General features: G+C 55.9%; 16 protein-coding genes. 12 read left to right on the top strand and 4 right to left on the bottom strand.

Features of this window, described 5'->3' with window-relative positions:
* Position 1 precedes the first annotated feature (1 nt).
* The 6 genes from AC0TNG_RS03960 to AC0TNG_RS03935 all read left to right on the top strand — a co-directional run bounded on the left by AC0TNG_RS03960 (position 2) and on the right by AC0TNG_RS03935 (position 6929).
* On the top strand, positions 2-1180 hold the full coding sequence (locus AC0TNG_RS03960; protein ID WP_024909316.1) for an acetyl-CoA C-acetyltransferase: 1179 nt from the start codon (positions 2-4) through the stop codon (positions 1178-1180).
* A gap of 235 nt (positions 1181-1415) precedes the next feature.
* Positions 1416-2252: a 5-dehydro-4-deoxy-D-glucuronate isomerase gene (kduI, locus tag AC0TNG_RS03955; protein ID WP_061714518.1), complete on the top strand. Its 837-nt coding sequence runs from the start codon at positions 1416-1418 to the stop codon at positions 2250-2252.
* 63 nt (positions 2253-2315) lie between these two features.
* A complete protein-coding gene (kduD, locus tag AC0TNG_RS03950) occupies positions 2316-3077 on the top strand; it encodes a 2-dehydro-3-deoxy-D-gluconate 5-dehydrogenase KduD (RefSeq protein ID WP_024909314.1) in 762 nt (253 codons plus the stop codon).
* Positions 3078-3390: 313 nt separating this feature from the next.
* Positions 3391-4806 carry an arabinose-proton symporter AraE gene (araE, locus tag AC0TNG_RS03945; protein WP_024909313.1) on the top strand — a complete coding sequence of 472 codons (1416 nt, stop codon included), beginning with the start codon at positions 3391-3393 and terminating at the stop codon, positions 4804-4806.
* Positions 4807-5021: 215 nt separating this feature from the next.
* Positions 5022-6146: an LPS O-antigen length regulator Wzz(fepE) gene (gene wzz(fepE), locus AC0TNG_RS03940; RefSeq protein ID WP_024909312.1), complete on the top strand. Its 1125-nt coding sequence runs from the start codon at positions 5022-5024 to the stop codon at positions 6144-6146.
* A 90-nt stretch (positions 6147-6236) separates the two neighbouring features.
* On the top strand, positions 6237-6929 hold the full coding sequence (locus tag AC0TNG_RS03935; RefSeq protein WP_024909311.1) for an aspartate/glutamate racemase: 693 nt from the start codon (positions 6237-6239) through the stop codon (positions 6927-6929).
* A gap of 15 nt (positions 6930-6944) precedes the next feature.
* Here the strand turns inward: AC0TNG_RS03935 and AC0TNG_RS03930 are convergent, their stop codons facing one another.
* The gene (locus AC0TNG_RS03930) at positions 6945-7337 is read right to left on the bottom strand and encodes a winged helix-turn-helix transcriptional regulator (RefSeq protein ID WP_073961475.1); all 393 of its coding nucleotides are present in this window, start codon (positions 7335-7337) and stop codon (positions 6945-6947) included.
* Between the two features lie 190 nt (positions 7338-7527).
* On the opposite strand from AC0TNG_RS03930, the gene AC0TNG_RS03925 reads away from it, so the two are divergent.
* Positions 7528-8076, top strand: coding sequence for a flavodoxin family protein (locus AC0TNG_RS03925; RefSeq protein ID WP_032645441.1), 549 nt, complete (start codon positions 7528-7530; stop codon positions 8074-8076).
* 19 nt (positions 8077-8095) lie between these two features.
* Here the strand turns inward: AC0TNG_RS03925 and AC0TNG_RS03920 are convergent, their stop codons facing one another.
* Positions 8096-9028 (bottom strand): LysR family transcriptional regulator, encoded by a 933-nt coding sequence (locus tag AC0TNG_RS03920; RefSeq protein ID WP_024909308.1) that lies wholly within the window; start codon positions 9026-9028, stop codon positions 8096-8098.
* Positions 9029-9149: 121 nt separating this feature from the next.
* Here AC0TNG_RS03920 and lysA point away from each other — a divergent pair, with 121 nt between their 5' ends.
* Positions 9150-10412 (top strand): diaminopimelate decarboxylase, encoded by a 1263-nt coding sequence (gene lysA / locus AC0TNG_RS03915; RefSeq protein WP_473713309.1) that lies wholly within the window; start codon positions 9150-9152, stop codon positions 10410-10412.
* Here the strand turns inward: lysA and AC0TNG_RS03910 are convergent.
* Entirely contained in the window at positions 10382-11419 is a 1038-nt protein-coding gene (locus tag AC0TNG_RS03910; protein WP_473713308.1) for a LacI family DNA-binding transcriptional regulator, read from the bottom strand. The two genes, lysA and AC0TNG_RS03910, sit on opposite strands and share 31 nt — an antisense overlap.
* Before the next feature lie 300 nt (positions 11420-11719).
* Between AC0TNG_RS03910 and AC0TNG_RS03905 the strand changes: the two genes are divergently transcribed.
* The 4 genes from AC0TNG_RS03905 to AC0TNG_RS03890 all read left to right on the top strand — a co-directional run bounded on the left by AC0TNG_RS03905 (position 11720) and on the right by AC0TNG_RS03890 (position 15804).
* Positions 11720-13045 carry a PTS sugar transporter subunit IIC gene (locus AC0TNG_RS03905; RefSeq protein ID WP_024909305.1) on the top strand — a complete coding sequence of 442 codons (1326 nt, stop codon included), beginning with the start codon at positions 11720-11722 and terminating at the stop codon, positions 13043-13045.
* Positions 13046-13052: 7 nt separating this feature from the next.
* Positions 13053-14480 carry a glycoside hydrolase family 1 protein gene (locus AC0TNG_RS03900; protein WP_024909304.1) on the top strand — a complete coding sequence of 476 codons (1428 nt, stop codon included), beginning with the start codon at positions 13053-13055 and terminating at the stop codon, positions 14478-14480.
* Positions 14481-14557: 77 nt separating this feature from the next.
* A complete protein-coding gene (locus AC0TNG_RS03895; protein WP_024909303.1) occupies positions 14558-15331 on the top strand; it encodes a GntR family transcriptional regulator in 774 nt (257 codons plus the stop codon).
* Complete coding sequence (locus tag AC0TNG_RS03890) at positions 15328-15804, top strand: GNAT family N-acetyltransferase (protein WP_024909302.1); 477 nt, start codon at positions 15328-15330, stop codon at positions 15802-15804. Before AC0TNG_RS03895 ends, AC0TNG_RS03890 begins: the two co-directional genes overlap by 4 nt.
* Here AC0TNG_RS03890 and galR read toward each other — a convergent pair.
* Complete coding sequence (gene galR, locus AC0TNG_RS03885; protein ID WP_248165674.1) at positions 15765-16781, bottom strand: HTH-type transcriptional regulator GalR; 1017 nt, start codon at positions 16779-16781, stop codon at positions 15765-15767. The genes AC0TNG_RS03890 and galR overlap by 40 nt on opposite strands.
* Positions 16782-16909: the final 128 nt, after the last annotated feature.

Below are 16909 nucleotides of genomic sequence, written 5' to 3'. Positions count from 1 at the left end.
GATGAAAGATGTCGTAATAGTGGGTGCGTTGCGTACAGCTATCGGCTGTTTTCAGGGAGCGCTTGCGCGTCACTCGGCGGTTGACCTGGGGAGCGTGGTGGTGAAAGCGCTGGTGGAACGTAGCGGGATCGCAGCACATGAAGTTGATGAGGTGATCCTGGGACAGGTTCTCACGGCCGGTGCCGGGCAAAACCCTGCGCGTCAGGCGGCGCTGAAGGGCGGGCTGCCCAATACCGTCTCCGCCATCACCATTAACGACGTCTGTGGCTCAGGATTAAAAGCGCTGCATCTCGCGACGCAGGCCATTCAGTGTGGTGAAGCGGACGTGATCATTGCGGGCGGGCAGGAGAATATGAGCCGCGCGCCGCACGTGTTGACCGACAGCCGTACCGGCGCACAGCTGGGCAACAGTCAGCTGCTCGACAGCCTGGTGCATGACGGGCTGTGGGATGCGTTCAATGACTATCATATGGGCGTGACGGCGGAAAACCTGGCGCGCGAGTACGGCATCAGCCGTGAAGTGCAGGATGCCTACGCGCTGAGCTCGCAGCAAAAAGCGCGTGCGGCGATTGATTCCGGTCGTTTTCGCGACGAAATTGTCCCTGTCAGCACGCAGCGTCAGAGCGGTGAGTTTATTGTCGTGGATACCGATGAACAGCCGCGCACCGACGCCAGTGCTGAAGGGCTGGCGAGGCTGAATCCTGCGTTTGAAATGCAGGGCTCGGTGACGGCGGGAAATGCCTCTTCCATTAACGACGGCGCTGCCGCCGTGATGATGATGAGCGAAAGCAAAGCCCTTGAACTCGATCTCCCCGTGCTGGCCCGGATTAAGGCGTTCGCCAGCGTGGGGGTTGATCCTGCGTTAATGGGGATCGCACCGGTCTACGCGACTCGCCGCTGTCTGGAGCGTGCCGGGTGGCAGCTTTCGGATGTGGATCTGATCGAAGTGAACGAAGCCTATGCCGCGCAGGCGATCTCCGTCGGAAAAATGCTGGAGTGGGATCCCCTTCGGGTCAACGTTAACGGCGGCGCGATCGCGCTGGGCCATCCGATCGGGGCGTCCGGCTGCCGGATCCTGGTTTCGCTGGTCCACGAAATGAAAAAGCGCAATGCCCGCAAAGGGATTGCCACGCTCTGTATAGGCGGCGGGCAAGGGGTGGCGCTGGCCATCGAACGCTAACTTCTCCTTATTGAAAATGACCTCCTCCGGGAGGTTTTTTTTCGCGCCCTTTTTCTCCCGACGGTTTAATTGTGATCCGAACATCATTTTCGTCATAAACAAAAATAAAAATGAAACGTTGTTTTAAATATAATTGAAAAGCCCGCTTTATGCCGATAGTATGTGTTCAATATGAAAAACGGAACGCTGTTTCGTTTATTTCTGCCTTCGGGCATGACCACATCTGGAGGTTACCGTGGACGTCAGAGAAAGCATCCACAGCGCGCACGCCAAAACGCTGGATACTCAGGGGCTGCGCAAGGCATTTTTAGTCGAGCAGATATTCGAGGCCGACAGGTACACCATGGTCTACAGCCATATCGACCGTATTATTGTGGGCGGCATTATGCCCGTCACGAAAACCGTCTCCGTGGGCGGCGAGGTCGGTAAACAGCTGGGCGTAAATTATTTCCTCGAGCGTCGCGAGCTGGGGGTGATCAACATCGGCGGGCCGGGCACCATCACCGTAGACGGACACTGCTATGAGATTGGCCATCGCGAGGCACTGTACGTGGGTAAAGGGGCGAAAGACGTGGTCTTTGCCAGCATCGACGGCAGCAAGCCTGCGAAGTTTTACTATAACTGCGCGCCGGCTCACGCCACCTGTCCAACCAAAAAAGTGACCCCGGCAGACGTCGCGCCCGTGACGCTGGGCGACAACCTCACCAGCAACCGCCGCACCATCAATAAATACTTCGTGCCGGACGTGCTGGAGACCTGCCAGCTCAGCATGGGATTGACCGAGCTTGCGCCAGGCAACCTGTGGAACACCATGCCGTGCCATACCCACGAGCGCCGAATGGAGGTCTACTTCTACTTCAACATGGAGGAAGACGCCTGCGTGTTCCACATGATGGGACAGCCGCAGGAAACGCGCCATATCGTGATGCACAACGAGCAGGCGGTGATTTCACCGAGCTGGTCTATTCACTCCGGCGTAGGGACGAAAGCTTACACCTTTATCTGGGGAATGGTGGGCGAAAATCAGGTCTTCGATGATATGGACCATGTTGCGGTCAGCGATTTGCGCTAGTCGCGGGCAGTGAAGCATAAACCTGCCTGTGAGTGACAGGCTCTGAAAGAGTAAGGAATAAACATGATTCTGGATGCATTCTCTCTGCAGGGGAAAGTGGCTGTGGTTTCCGGCTGTGACACCGGGCTGGGGCAGGGGATGGCGCTAGGCCTGGCGGAAGCGGGCTGCGATATCGTCGGAATTAATATCGTTGAACCGACTGAAACCCTCGAACGCGTGACGGCGCTGGGCCGCCGTTTCCTGAGCCTGACCGCCGACCTGCGTAAAATCGATGCCATTCCTGAACTGCTGGATCGCGCGGTGGCGGAATTCGGTCATATCGACATTCTGGTCAACAACGCCGGGCTGATTCGCCGCGAAGATGCGATCAGCTTCAGCGAGCGCGACTGGGATGACGTGATGGATTTGAACATCAAGAGCGTATTTTTCATGTCCCAGGCGGCGGCAAAGCACTTTATCGCGCAGGGGAACGGCGGCAAGATCGTGAATATTGCCTCCATGCTCTCGTTCCAGGGCGGCATCCGCGTGCCGTCGTACACCGCGTCCAAAAGCGCCGTGATGGGCGTGACCCGCCTTCTGGCAAACGAGTGGGCGAAGCACAACATCAATGTGAATGCGATTGCGCCGGGCTACATGGCGACCAACAATACGCAGCAGCTGCGTGCAGACGAGCAGCGTAGCGCGGAAATCCTCGATCGTATTCCGGCGGGGCGCTGGGGTCTTCCGCGCGATCTGATGGGGCCGGTGGTCTTTCTGGCCTCGTCGGCATCGGATTACATCAACGGCTACACCGTGGCGGTCGATGGCGGCTGGCTGGCACGTTAATTCCACCTGCATGACGAACCTCTGCCCTCAGGTGGAGGTTTTTTTTGGCTAAAAATTACCATTATCCATATGACATAAGATGAAAAATCCATACTGAGAATTCACGAATGACGCGTATCACATTTTTATTGCTTAAATATTAGGTAATTAATAAAAAACGTGGCAATTTCAGCATTAGTTGAAATTGTAATGTCCATCACAGATCGCGATGCCATAGCGAAATAATCCATATCTTCACGAATTCCCGCCTGACACTTTTCCTCGCTTTCTCGTAATTTCAGTTAACGAATTTTGCTGTTGAGGCAGGAAAAATATGACATCTATCAATGACTCTACCCTAATGCCCGCTGCGCTGCGTGATACCCGGCGCATGAACCAGTTTGTCTCCATTGCCGCCGCCGTGGCAGGCCTGTTATTTGGACTGGATATCGGCGTCATTGCCGGAGCGCTGCCCTTTATTACCGATCACTTTACCCTCAGTAACCGTCTGCAGGAGTGGGTGGTGAGCAGCATGATGCTCGGCGCGGCCATCGGGGCGCTGTTTAACGGCTGGCTGTCGTTCCGCCTGGGGCGCAAATACAGCCTGATGGTCGGGGCGATCCTGTTCGTCGCGGGTTCGATCGGCTCCGCGTTTGCGACAAACGTAGAGGTGCTGCTGCTTTCCCGCGTGCTGCTGGGCGTGGCGGTGGGGATTGCCTCCTACACCGCGCCGCTTTATCTCTCCGAAATGGCGAGTGAGAACGTGCGCGGCAAGATGATCAGCATGTATCAACTGATGGTCACGCTGGGTATCGTGCTGGCGTTCCTGTCTGACACCTACTTCAGCTACAGCGGCAACTGGCGCGCAATGCTCGGCGTGCTGGCGCTGCCAGCGGTGGTGCTGATTGTCTTAGTGATTTTCCTGCCAAACAGTCCGCGCTGGCTGGCGCAAAAAGGGCGCCACGTGGAGGCAGAAGAGGTCCTGCGCATGCTGCGCGATACCTCGGAGAAAGCGCGCGAAGAGCTGAACGAGATCCGCGAAAGCCTGAAGCTGAAGCAGGGTGGCTGGGCGCTATTTAAGATCAACCGCAACGTGCGCCGGGCGGTCTTCCTCGGCATGTTGCTGCAGGCGATGCAGCAGTTCACCGGCATGAACATCATCATGTACTACGCGCCGCGTATTTTTAAAATGGCCGGGTTCACCACCACGGAACAGCAGATGATCGCCACCCTGGTGGTCGGGCTGACCTTCATGTTCGCCACCTTTATTGCCGTATTCACCGTGGACAAAGCCGGCCGTAAACCTGCGCTGAAGATTGGCTTTAGCGTGATGGCGCTCGGCACGCTGATCCTCGGTTACTGCCTGATGCAATTTGATAACGGCACGGCGTCAAGCGGACTTTCCTGGCTTTCTGTCGGGATGACCATGATGTGCATCGCAGGCTACGCGATGAGCGCCGCGCCCGTGGTGTGGATCCTGTGCTCCGAAATTCAGCCGCTCAAATGCCGTGACTTTGGCATCACCTGTTCCACGACAACCAACTGGGTATCGAACATGATCATCGGTGCGACGTTCCTGACGCTGCTGGACGCGATTGGCGCAGCGGGAACGTTCTGGCTCTATACGGTACTGAATGTGGCATTTATTGGCGTCACGTTCTGGCTGATCCCGGAAACCAAAGGCGTGACGCTGGAACACATCGAGCGCAAGCTGATGGCTGGAGAGAAACTGCGGAACATCGGCGGGTGATTTTTTGCCCGTCCGAAGGTTTTAATACGTGCCGCAACTGGAAAGGGAAAGATGGCTTAATCACAATAAAAATGTGACTAAGATCACCACTAACTCTGGTAGGGAGTAGACATAGAGAGGGAACAGGCATTAGGATTTTTCTTATGTTGATGTATTATCGGAACACCGCCATCAATGTTAAGAGATGCGTTGCATCCGGAAAAAGAAGAATCACTATGTCAGAAATGGATTTCAAAAAAAGCACGGACCTCGACTTTCCCCGTTATGCCGGCCCGGCTGTAAGCGCAAAAGAGATCGATCTTCTGGGACTTTTTGAGGTCCTTCTGGCGGCGAAAAAACGTATCGTCGCCATCGTCTTTGCTTTCGCGCTGGTGGGGCTGGCCGTTTCATTTTTACTGCCGCAGAAATGGACCAGTAAAGCGGTGATCACCCCGGCAGAACAGTCGCAGTGGAATCCGCTGCGCCAGATGCTGGTTGCGCTGCAGGTGCTTGACGTGGACGTGAAAATTACCCGTCCAGAAATTTTTGATCTCTTTATTAAAAAGTTTCAGTCGCAGTCATTGCTCGAAGAGTACATGAAATCCTCTCCTTATGTGATATCGCAGCTTAAAGGTGTTGAGGTGGATCCGCTCGATCTGCATCGCGCGATAGTCAACATCTCAGACAGAATGAAAGCGGTGAATGACGATCAGGGAAAAGGCGCGGATAAAGTGCCTTTTGTCTCCTGGACATTGAGCTTCACTGCGCCAACAGCAGGCGATGCGCAAACCGTTTTGGAGGGGTATATCAATTATATCGTGGCTATCGTCGAAAAAGAGACGGTACAGAATATCCGCAACCAGATCGCCCTGAAGACGAACGTTGTTGAGCAGCAGCTGGAACTGGATCGTGTTCGTCTGACCAATGTTCACAATACCAACCTGCAGCGACTGAATTATTCCCTGGAAGTGGCGAATGCCGCCGGTATCAAGAAGCCGGTCTACAGCAACGGGCAGGCCGTAAAGGATGACCCGGATTATTCCGTTGCGCTCGGTGCTGACGGTATCGCGCAAAAACTGAAGATTGAAAAAAATCTGAAGGACGTGACTGAACTGAATGCGGACTTTCAGAACCGGGAATACTACCTGGCACAGCTGAAAAATCTCTCCTTTGCCGATGTTAAACTTGAGCCATTCAGGTACCAGCTCACTCCTTCCATGCCGGTGAAAAAGGATGGCCCGGGCAAGGCTCTGATTGTCGTTCTGGCGGCGCTTCTTGGGGGCCTGTTTGCCTGCGGTAGCGTGTTACTGCGCGAGGCGATGCACACCCGTACTTCGCCGCCAGAGCCGGTGGCGAAATAAAATCTGCAGTTTAAAAAGGCGCTCAATAGAGCGCCTTTTTTTATGTGCATCGGTTGTGTTAAAAAAAGAGACCAAAGATAAGGAGGGATGATGAAAACGATCGGCCTGTTAGGTGGTATGAGCTGGGAATCGACAATCCCTTATTACCGCCTGATTAATGAAGGGGTAAAGCAGCGTCTGGGTGGTCTGCACTCCGCAAGTCTGCTGCTGCACAGCGTTGATTTCCATGAAATCGAAGCCTGCCAGTCGAGCGGTGAGTGGGATAAAGCCGGAGAGATCCTGGCCCAGGCGGCGCTGGGACTGGAGCGTGCCGGCGCCAGGGGGATAGTGCTGTGTACCAATACCATGCACAAAGTGGCGTCGCATATTGAAGACCGCTGCTCGCTGCCGTTTCTGCATATCGCGGACGCGACCGGGCGTGCGATTGCGGCATCCGGAATGCGCCGCGTAGCGCTTTTGGGTACACGCTACACCATGGAACAGGATTTTTATCGCGGACGTTTACACAGTGAATTTGGGATAGAAAGCCTGATCCCGGATGAAGAAGATCGGGCGCGCATCAATCAGATTATCTTTGACGAGCTCTGCCTCGGTACCTTCAGCGAAGCTTCCCGCGCGTATTACGTCAGCGTTATCGATAAACTTAGGCAGCAGGGGGCCGAAGGGGTGATCTTCGGCTGCACTGAGATTGGTTTGCTGGTACCCGTCGAGCGAAGCCCTCTCCCGGTATTTGATACCACTGCAATTCATGCCGCCGATGCCGTGGCGTTTATGTTGTCCTGAGCACCCGGTTTAGGTTTACGTGTTGGCGGCGTCATAAGCGGATTGCGCCGCCACAATGGCATCAATATTATTTTCCACCCAGTGCGCAAGTACAGTCACCGTTTCGGTTAACGTCTGGCCAAGCGGCGTCAGGCTGTACTCGACGGTTACAGGTACCGTGGCGAATATCTTTCGCGACACCAGCCCATCACGTTCCAGTTTGCGTAAAGACTGGGTCAGCACCTTTTTGGTGATTCGCTGAATATCACGTTGAAGATGACTAAAGCGCATCGGCCCATTCTCAAGGCGCGCAAGAATTAACAGTGCCCACTTATCGGCGATACGCGCCAGCACGCCGCGGGTCGGGCAGCGTTCATCGAACACGTTGTAAGGAGGCATCTCCTTTTTCAGAACTGCTGTTTGGGTCATGGTGGTTCCCTCGAGGTAACCAGGTGAGATAAAGGTGCCTTCTTACGCCCGTGAATGTTTGCGTGTATAAAACGACGTAAGGTTTCTATTTGATACCAGGGAACCGAAAATGGCAACGGGCTCGCAGAGCAATTTTAAAGTCGTCTTAATCGTTTGACTCACAAGGCAATATTGCATCAGGAGATCTATCATGAGCGTTGTAGTTATCTATTATTCTGGCTACGGCCACACCAAACGCGTTGCTGAAACAGTCGCCGAGGGCGCGCAGGCTGAGCTGATCGCCATTGACAGCAATGGCGATATTCAGGAAAGCGACTGGCAAAAACTTAACGATGCCAGAGCGATTATTTTTGGCGCGCCAACCTACATGGGAAGCGTACCGTGGCAGTTTAAGAAATTCGCTGATGCGACCTCAAAAGCCTGGTTCGTGCGTAGCTGGCAGGACAAAGTTTTCGCGGGCTTCAGCAACAGCGCCAGCCTGAACGGTGATAAGCAGGTGTCGTTGCAATACCTGCAAACGCTGGCCTCTCAGCACGGTGGGATTTGGGTGAGCCTGGGGCTGCCGCCGTCAAATACTCTCGCGGCAACCCGTCAGGATATTAATAATCTGGGCGGTTCAGTCGGTTTGCTGGTGCAGTCTCCATCAGATGCTGATGCTGGCGCCATTGCCAGTGGCGATCTGCAAACCGCTGTGAAATTCGGCGAGCGTGTTGCGGCCATCGCGAAACGTTTTAACTGAGTTTTCAGACGCCCGCTGTTCAGTGGGGCGTCTGATTCAACATCCTATTTAGCTGGCCAGCCAATAGACTTAACCCTCCTTGCAGATGCTCACTGAACGCCTCCACCAGCGCCGATGCCGGACGATGCAGTGGGCGGATTAGGCTAACGGTGAAAGGAACTGAGACACTAAACCGACGTACAACAATCCCACTTTCCGCATAATCCAGCGCCGTGAGCGGATTCACCACCGCGACGCCGACGCCTGCGCGTACCATCGCACAAATCGAGGCCGCGCTGTGCGTTTCTACCACCATTCGGCGTTTGACCTGATGCTCGGCAAACAGCGTATCCAGCAGCTGTCGATAACTGTCGGTCTGCGACAGGCTGATGTAGTTTTCCCCGCGGAAATCCTCCGGTGTAAGCACCGCCTTACCGGCAAGCCGATGCCCGGCGGGCAGAACGCACACTTCATCTAACGAGAGCAACTCCGTGCGCGCCGTTCCCGCTGGCGTGGAGAGGGTTTCGGTCAGGCCTAAATCATGGCGCTGAGCCGAAAGCCACTCTTCAAGCAGAGGTGATTCCTGAGGCACGATGGTGAGGCTGACCTCCGGGTATCGGGCCAGAAAGGGTTGCAGCAGCATCGGCAAAAAGGATTGCGAAAAGACGGGCAGGCAGACGATCGACAGCTCGCCCTGACGAAACTCGCGCAGGCTTTCCGCGGCACTCACTATTCTGTCCAGCCCGTACCAGGAGCGCTGAACTTCCTCGAACAGGCGTAACCCTTGTACCGTCGGGTGAAGCCTGCCCCGGGTACGTTCGAACAGCTTCAACCCCAGCACTTTCTCGAAGCGCGCCAGCTCGCGGCTCACCGTCGGCTGCGAGGTATGCAGCATCTGTGCGGCTTCGGTGAGATTACCGGTGGTCATCACGGCGTGAAAAATCTCGATATGGCGTAAATTGACGGCGGGCATAGGGCACCTGAAAGCAGAGAACTGACCATATCATTTTTGCATAGACTCGCGATAAAACGATATTTTTTATTCTCTTCGTGCTGTGGCGTAATCATGAAAACGCATTTACCCGGAGAAGACCATGCCACGCCCGCTGAACCAGACTGATACCGATTTGAACGCCGACAACCTGCTGCGCCTGCCCGCCGAATTTGGCTGCCCGGTGTGGGTCTACGACGCGCAGATCGTTCGCGAGAAGATCGCCGCCCTGCATCAGTTTGACGTGGTGCGTTTTGCCCAGAAGGCCTGCTCCAATATCCACATTCTGCGCCTGATGCGTGAGCAGGGCGTGAAGGTGGACTCCGTTTCACTCGGCGAAATCGAGCGCGCGCTGGCGGCCGGATACGATCCGAAAGCCGACGGTGACGAGATCGTCTTTACCGCCGATGTGATCGACGATGCGACGCTGGCGCGCGTCCACGAGCTGCAGATCCCGGTGAATGCCGGCTCTGTGGATATGCTGGAGCAACTGGGCGAGGTTTCACCCGGCCATCGCGTCTGGCTGCGCGTGAACCCGGGCTTTGGTCATGGCCACAGCCAAAAAACTAACACCGGCGGCGAAAACAGCAAGCACGGGATCTGGTATGCCGATATGCCTGCCGCGCTGGCGGTATTACAGCGCTACGGCCTGAAGCTGGTGGGGATTCATATGCACATTGGCTCTGGCGTCGATTACGGCCACCTGGAGCAGGTGTGCGGCGCGATGGTGCGCCAGGTTGTCGACTTCGGTCAGGATCTGGAGGCGATCTCTGCCGGTGGCGGTCTCTCCATTCCTTATCGCGAGGGCGAAGAGGCGATCGATACCGATCACTATTACGGTCTGTGGAGCGCAGCGCGCGATCAAATCGCCGCGCATTTGGGCCACGCGGTGAAACTGGAAATTGAGCCGGGTCGTTTCCTGGTGGCGGAAGCCGGCGTGCTGGTTTCGCAGGTGCGCAGCGTGAAAGAGATGGGGTCTCGCCACTTCGTATTGATTGACGCAGGCTTTAACGATCTGATGCGTCCGTCCATGTACGGCAGCTATCACCACATTACCGCCCTGGCTGCCGACGGCCGCGATTTATCGCAGGCACCACTCGTTGAGACGGTCGTTGCGGGGCCGCTGTGCGAATCGGGTGACGTGTTTACCCAGCAGGAGGGCGGCAAAGTGGAGACCCGCGCGCTGCCAGAGGTCAAACCGGGTGATTATCTTGTGCTGCACGACACCGGTGCTTACGGGGCGTCTATGTCATCTAACTACAACAGCCGCCCGCTGCTGCCGGAAGTGTTGTTTGATAACGGCAAGGCGCGGTTAATCCGCCGCCGCCAGACCATTCAGGAACTGCTGGCGTTAGAGCTCATCTGATGTAAGTACGGCCCCGTCGTGACCGAATCGCGTAAGACCAGCGTGCCGGTAAACGGTGGGATGGTATCGACCGGCTGGTTTTTTGCCAGCCGGATCGCCTGATCGATGGCCGTGACAATCATATTGTCGATGGGCAGATAAACCGACGAGAGCGCAGGTTCCAGCCATTTCGCGCTAGGGGCATCGTCAAAGCCGAACAGTGAAATATCCTGCGGGATTTTACGCCCCGCCTGGTGTAACGCTTTGGACGCGCCCAGCGCCATATCGTCGTTACAGGCAAACAGGGCGCTAAACGATACACCGTCGGCAATCAATTCCTTGCACAGCTCATATCCCCCGGTCATTCCCGCATCGCCGTACTTTATCCGACGCTCGTCCAGACGGATGCCGTGCTTTTCCAGCGCCTTGCGATAGCCCATCAGCCTCGCTTTTCCGGTTGGGGTATGGATCGGGACGGTGATACAGGCGATCTCCCGATGGCCCTGTTCGATCAGATAATCCACGGCCTTAAACGCGGCATCCTGCTGTTCGAAGAACACACAGCGATCCGGCGCCTGGCTCACTTCACGGTTAATGACCACCAGCGGTGTTTTTACGGTGTTCATCAGTTTGATGATCGCTTTTTCGCTCATATAGCGCGTATAAAGCACGATGGCATCGCACTGGCGATCGGCGAGCATCTGCACCGCCTGTTCTTCCTGTTCCGGCGCGTCGTGACCGTCGGTGACGATAAGCTGTTTCCCGTGGGTTTCGGTCTGCCGCGACGCCTGCTGGAGAAGGCGGCCAAAGTAAAAGCCGTCGAAGGTCGAGACGACCAGACCAATGCTGTTGCTGGTCTGGTTAGCCAGCGAGCGCGCGAGAAAGTTCGGCCGATAGCCCAGCTCTTCCATCGCCGCAAACACCTGCTGACGCGTACTCTCTTTAACCTGACCCGTGCCGTTCAGCACGCGCGATACCGTGGCCTTAGACACGCCCGCGCGCAGTGAGACATCCAGCATTGTTACCATTCTACATTCCTGCTTTCACGTAATGATCTGCAGTTTAACACAGAGCTTACGCCGTATAAGCGATGCGGGAAGCGCAAAAACTCCGCCACGATCACGCTTTTTGGCAACGACCTGACAGCACGGAATTATCGTCGTTAAGTGGCATGCCAAAATGGTCAAAAATACTCATCTGGAATACCTCTTGCTCCGTTGAGAGCTTAATCACAGAACGGAAAGCCCCATAAAGCTATTTTTGGTATGCCAATAGTATCCGGCTGTACACCTTATTCAATAAAAGCCCTTTTACTGAGGTATTACCCTATGGCATTACAGGAAAAACTGATCGACGCTCTGGGCAGTTTTGCCACCAAATTCAACAGCTATCGCTACATCATGGCGATCAAGTCTGCCTTTATTACCTTAATGCCGGTCATCATCGTTGGGGCATTCTCCGTGCTGATCTCCAACATGGTGCTGGATCCGAAAAACGGCCTGGCGAGTTTCCAGTCGCTGTCGTTTCTCGCCGCGCTAAAGCCGATCACCAGTGCGTTAAACTACGCCACGCTCAACTTCCTCAACATCGGCGCGGTGTTTTTGATTGGCGTGGAGCTGGGGCGGATTAACGGGATCAAATCCTTGTTCCCCGGCCTGCTGGCGGTGATCTGCTTCATCTGCGTGACGCCGACCACCGTGGAAATGCTGGTGGACGGCGAAATGCACGTGGTGAAAGACGTGCTGCTGCGCCAGTTCTCCGACACCCGCAGCCTGTTCCTCGGCATGTTTATCGCCATTCTCTCCGTCGAGGTCTACTGCTGGCTGGAAAACCGCAAGGGGCTGAAGATTAAGATGCCGGATACCGTACCGCCTAACGTGGCGGCATCGTTCTCGGCCCTGATCCCGGCGATTATCACCACCACGGCGATTGCCACGTTTGGCTTCGTTTTCCACCAGCTTACCGGCATGTATCTCTACGACGCGGTCTACCAGGTGGTGCAGCAGCCGCTGGAGCGCGTGGTGCAAAGCCTGCCGGGCATTCTGCTGCTGATGTTTGTCGCCCAGCTATTCTGGGTGATTGGAATTCATGGCAACCAGATGATCAAGCCGATCCGCGAGCCGCTGCTGCTGGGGGCGATCACCGTTAACATGAGCGCCTTTGAGCAGGGCAAAGAGGTGCCGAACATCATCACTATGCCGTTCTGGGACGTGTATATGAGCATCGGGGGGTCAGGGCTGACCATCGGCCTGCTGATCGCGGTGATGATCGCCACCAAACGTAAAGAGATGAAGGAGATCGCCAAGCTCTCTATTGGCCCCGGCATTTTCAACATTAACGAGCCGGTGATCTTCGGTATGCCAATCATGCTCAACCCGATCCTTGCCATTCCGTTCATCATTACGCCGCTGGTTACTGGCTCTATCGGTTACTTTGCGACGGTAACCGGTTTTGCCGGCAAAGCCGTCGTGATGGTGCCTTGGACCACACCGCCGCTGATTAACGCCTGGCTTTCCACCGCAGGCTCAATGGGGGCAGTGATAACTCAGCTTATTTGCATTGTCACTGCCGTCATTATCTATCTGCCGTTTGTGAAGATTGCCTCACGCCGTGCGGATCAGGCCGCGCTGCAGCAAGCTACCGATAACGCCTGAGGTGATGATGAGCATAAAAAAGATAACCCTGCCGCAGGATTTTATTCTCGGCGCAGCGGCGTCAGCCTGGCAAACCGAAGGCTGGAGCGGCAAAAAACCGGGCCAGGATTCGTGGATCGATCTCTGGTACAAAAACGATCGTCACGTCTGGCACAACGGCTATGGGCCGGCGGTGGCGACCGATTTTATCAACCGCTTCCGCGAAGATGTAGCCCTGATGAAGCAGGCGGGGCTGACGCACTACCGGACCTCGATAAACTGGTCACGGTTTTTGACCGACTATGAAAACGTGACGATAGATGAGGAGTACGCCGCGTATTACGCCGCCCTGTTCGATGAAATGCACCGCCAGGGTATTGAACCGATGATCTGCCTTGAGCATTACGAGCTTCCAGGCGTGCTGCTTGAAAAATACGGCGGCTGGGCGTCGAAGCATGTGGTTGAACTGTTTGTCCGCTACGCGGAAAAGGTGTTTGAACGCTTTCACGGCAGCGTCACCCGCTGGTTTACCTTCAATGAGCCGATTGTGGTGCAGACCCGCGTTTATCTGGATGCGCTGCGCTGGCCGTACGAGCAGAACACCGGCACCTGGATGCAGTGGAATCACCACAAGGTGCTGGCGACGGCGAAGGTTGTGAAGCTGTTTCGGGAGAAAGGGTATAAAGGCTCCGTAGGCTGTATTCTCAACCCGGAAGTGACCTATCCGCGCTCGCGTGCGCCGCACGACGTGCGGGCGGCGGAGATGTACGATCTCTTCTACAACCGTGTCTTTCTCGACCCGCTGGTGCACGGGCGCTATCCGCAGGCGCTCTTTACCCTGCTGGAGCAGCACCAGGTGGCGTGGGCCTATACGGATGACGAACTGGCGCTGATTGCCGACAACACCGTCGACGAATTAGGGATCAACCTCTACTACCCGCACCGGGTAAAAGCGCCTTCCCGCGCCTGGCATCCGGAGACCCCGTTCCACCCGGCATACTACTACGAGCCGTTTGAGCTCCCGGGGCGACGGATGAACAGATCCCGCGGCTGGGAGATTTATCCGCGCATTATCTACGACATGGCGATGCGGATTAAAAAGGAGTACCGCAATATCGACTGGTTCGTGGCGGAAAGCGGAATGGGCGTTGAAAACGAAGCGCAGTTCCGCAACCGTGACGGCGTTATCGAAGATACGTACCGGATCGATTTTATCAGCGAGCACCTCTACTACACGCTGCTGGCGCGCGAGGAGGGGGCGAACTGCCACGGCTATATGCTCTGGGCCTTTACCGACAACGTCTCGCCGATGAACGCCTTTAAAAATCGCTATGGTCTGATTGAGATTGATCTGGAGGATAACCGCGCCCGGCGCGCCAAAAAATCGGCATCCTGGTTCAGGCAGTTGCGGGATGAACGCGTCCTGACGCTCAGCGTTGACGATGAATGGAAGTAAGCGTTCTGATAAAATAGCGTACAAACTGGCCGGGAGGACGCCCGGCCTGCGCATTAACTGAAAAAACAGGTGAAAACGTGGATAAGGCTGTCATCCTGCCGGAAAAAAAACAGTACCAGGAAATTGGCGAGGATTTACGGGCGCAAATTATCCAGGGGCATTATCCCGTTGGGTCGCGCCTGCCGCCGGAGCGCAACATTGCCGAGACCTATGGCGTAAGCCGCACTATCGTGCGCGAGGCGCTGCTGATGCTGGAGCTACAGGGCACGGTGGATATCCGTCAGGGCTCGGGTGTTTACGTCATGCGCATCCCCGACGAACATGAAAATGAGGAAGAGCGTTTCCTTAACAGCGACGTGGGCCCGTTTGAGATTTTGCAGGCTCGCCAGCTGCTCGAAAGCAACATCGCAGCTTTTGCCGCCAAAATGGCGACGCGGGCGGATATCGATAATCTGCGCCGCATCATCGAGCAGGAGCAGCGCGCCATCGCCGCGGACGACAACAGCCAGGACAACAACAAGATGTTTCACCTGGTGCTGGCGGGCGCAACGCAAAATCAGATGCTGCTGGCAACAGTGGAAAGTATCTGGCACCACATGGACAGCAGCCCGCTGTGGCAGCAGTTTAACGTCCATATTGCCAGTCGTGCGTATCGCCTGAAGTGGCTCGGCGACCGGCAAACCATTCTTGCTGCCCTGCGCCGTCGCGACGTGATGGGGGCCTGGCAGGCCATGTTCCAGCATCTGGAAAATGTGAAAAAAAGTTTGCTGGAGCTGTCTGATGAAGATGCGCCGGATTTCGACGGTTATCTGTTTGAGTCAGTTCCTCTTTTTCAGGGGAAACTGATATGAAGATCCTCCCGCTGTACGCCGCGCCGCAGTTTGCGGAGCAGGTGATCGACTGGATCTGGCAGGCCTTCGGTGACGGCCTGCCGCGTGAATTTTTCCAGAGCGTTATCGATCACAGCCAGACGCCTGACGCGCTGCCGATGACGTTTATTGCCGTTGAGGATGAACGTCTTCTGGGCACCGTCGGATTATGGCGCTGCGATCTCATCACGCGTCAGGATCTTTATCCCTGGCTGGCGGCGTTGTACGTGGATGAGGCGGCGCGAGGAAAAGGACTCGCGGGGAAGCTTCAGGAGCATGTTATTGCGTATGCCGCGCAGGCCGGGTACACCGAGCTGCATCTGTGGTCTGCCTGCCGCGACTTTTACGAACGTTACGGCTGGCAGTATATCGGTGATGGGCTGGAATACCCCAACACGCGGGTTCACCTCTACCGTTATTCGCTTTGCGCTTCCGCAAGAGAGGCAACGGAGTGACGGCGAACCAGCGTCGGGCTAAACAGATGCGTAATTTCCGGCGGCTGGCGCTGTTCAGCCAGCGCTAACGCCAGCTCGGCGGCCTGCGTTGCCATGGTGATAATCGGGTAGCGCACGGTGGTCAGACGCGGGCGCACGTAGCGAGAGACCAGCACGTCATCGAAGCCTATCAGCGAAATTTCTGCCGGTACCTCAATCCCGTTGTCATTCAACACCCCCATTGCCCCTGCGGCCATCGAGTCGTTATAGCTGGCAACCGCCGTGAAATTCCGTCCGCGACCCAGCAGCTCGGTCATGGCCTGTTCACCGCCGCTCTCATCCGGTTCGCCATAGGCCACCAGGCGGTCATTGCACGGCAGTCCGTTTTCGCGCAGGGCATCGTAGTAGCCCTGCAGACGGTCTTCTGCATCAGAAATCGGGTGGTTTGAACAGAGATAGCCAATCCGGGTGTGGCCCTGCTGAATCAGATGACGGGTCGCAAGCCACGCGCCGTAGCGGTCGTCGAGCGCCACGCAGCGTTTCTCAAAGCCGGGAATAATGCGGTTGATGATGACCATCCCGGGGATCTGCTTCATCAGATGAATCAGTTCGGCATCCGGGATCATTTTGGCGTGTACTACCAGCGCCGCGCAGCGGTGGCGGATCAGCTGCTCGATGGCCTGGCGTTCTTTTTGTTCATTATGATAGCCATTGCCGATCAGCAAAAAATTGCCTGTCTGATAAGAAACCTGCTCAACGGCTTTCACCATCGCGCCGAAAAAGGGATCGGAGACATCTCCTACCACCAGACCAATGGTTTCTGTGGACTGCTGGGCGAGCGCGCGGGCATTGGCATTGGGATGATAGTTCAGGGATTCCATGGCGCTTTGTACCGCCTGGCGTGATGCGTCACTGGCTTTTGGGGAGTCGTTAATCACACGGGAGACGGTTGCCACCGACACACCTGCCAGACGGGCCACATCCTTTATTGTCGCCATTCATTACCTTCTTATTGGGGGTAAGCGTTTACACACCAAATAGTGTTGCGGAAAAGCGGCGCGCATTCAAGGGGAGCGGATTTCCGCTCTCCACAAACGTGACGCAGAACAACCCTGGCGGTGTAATC

The organism is Enterobacter sp. PL_is514, assembly GCF_055816715.1.
The sequence above is the reverse complement of the archived record's forward strand: the minus strand, read 5'-3'. Positions and strand labels throughout refer to the sequence as shown.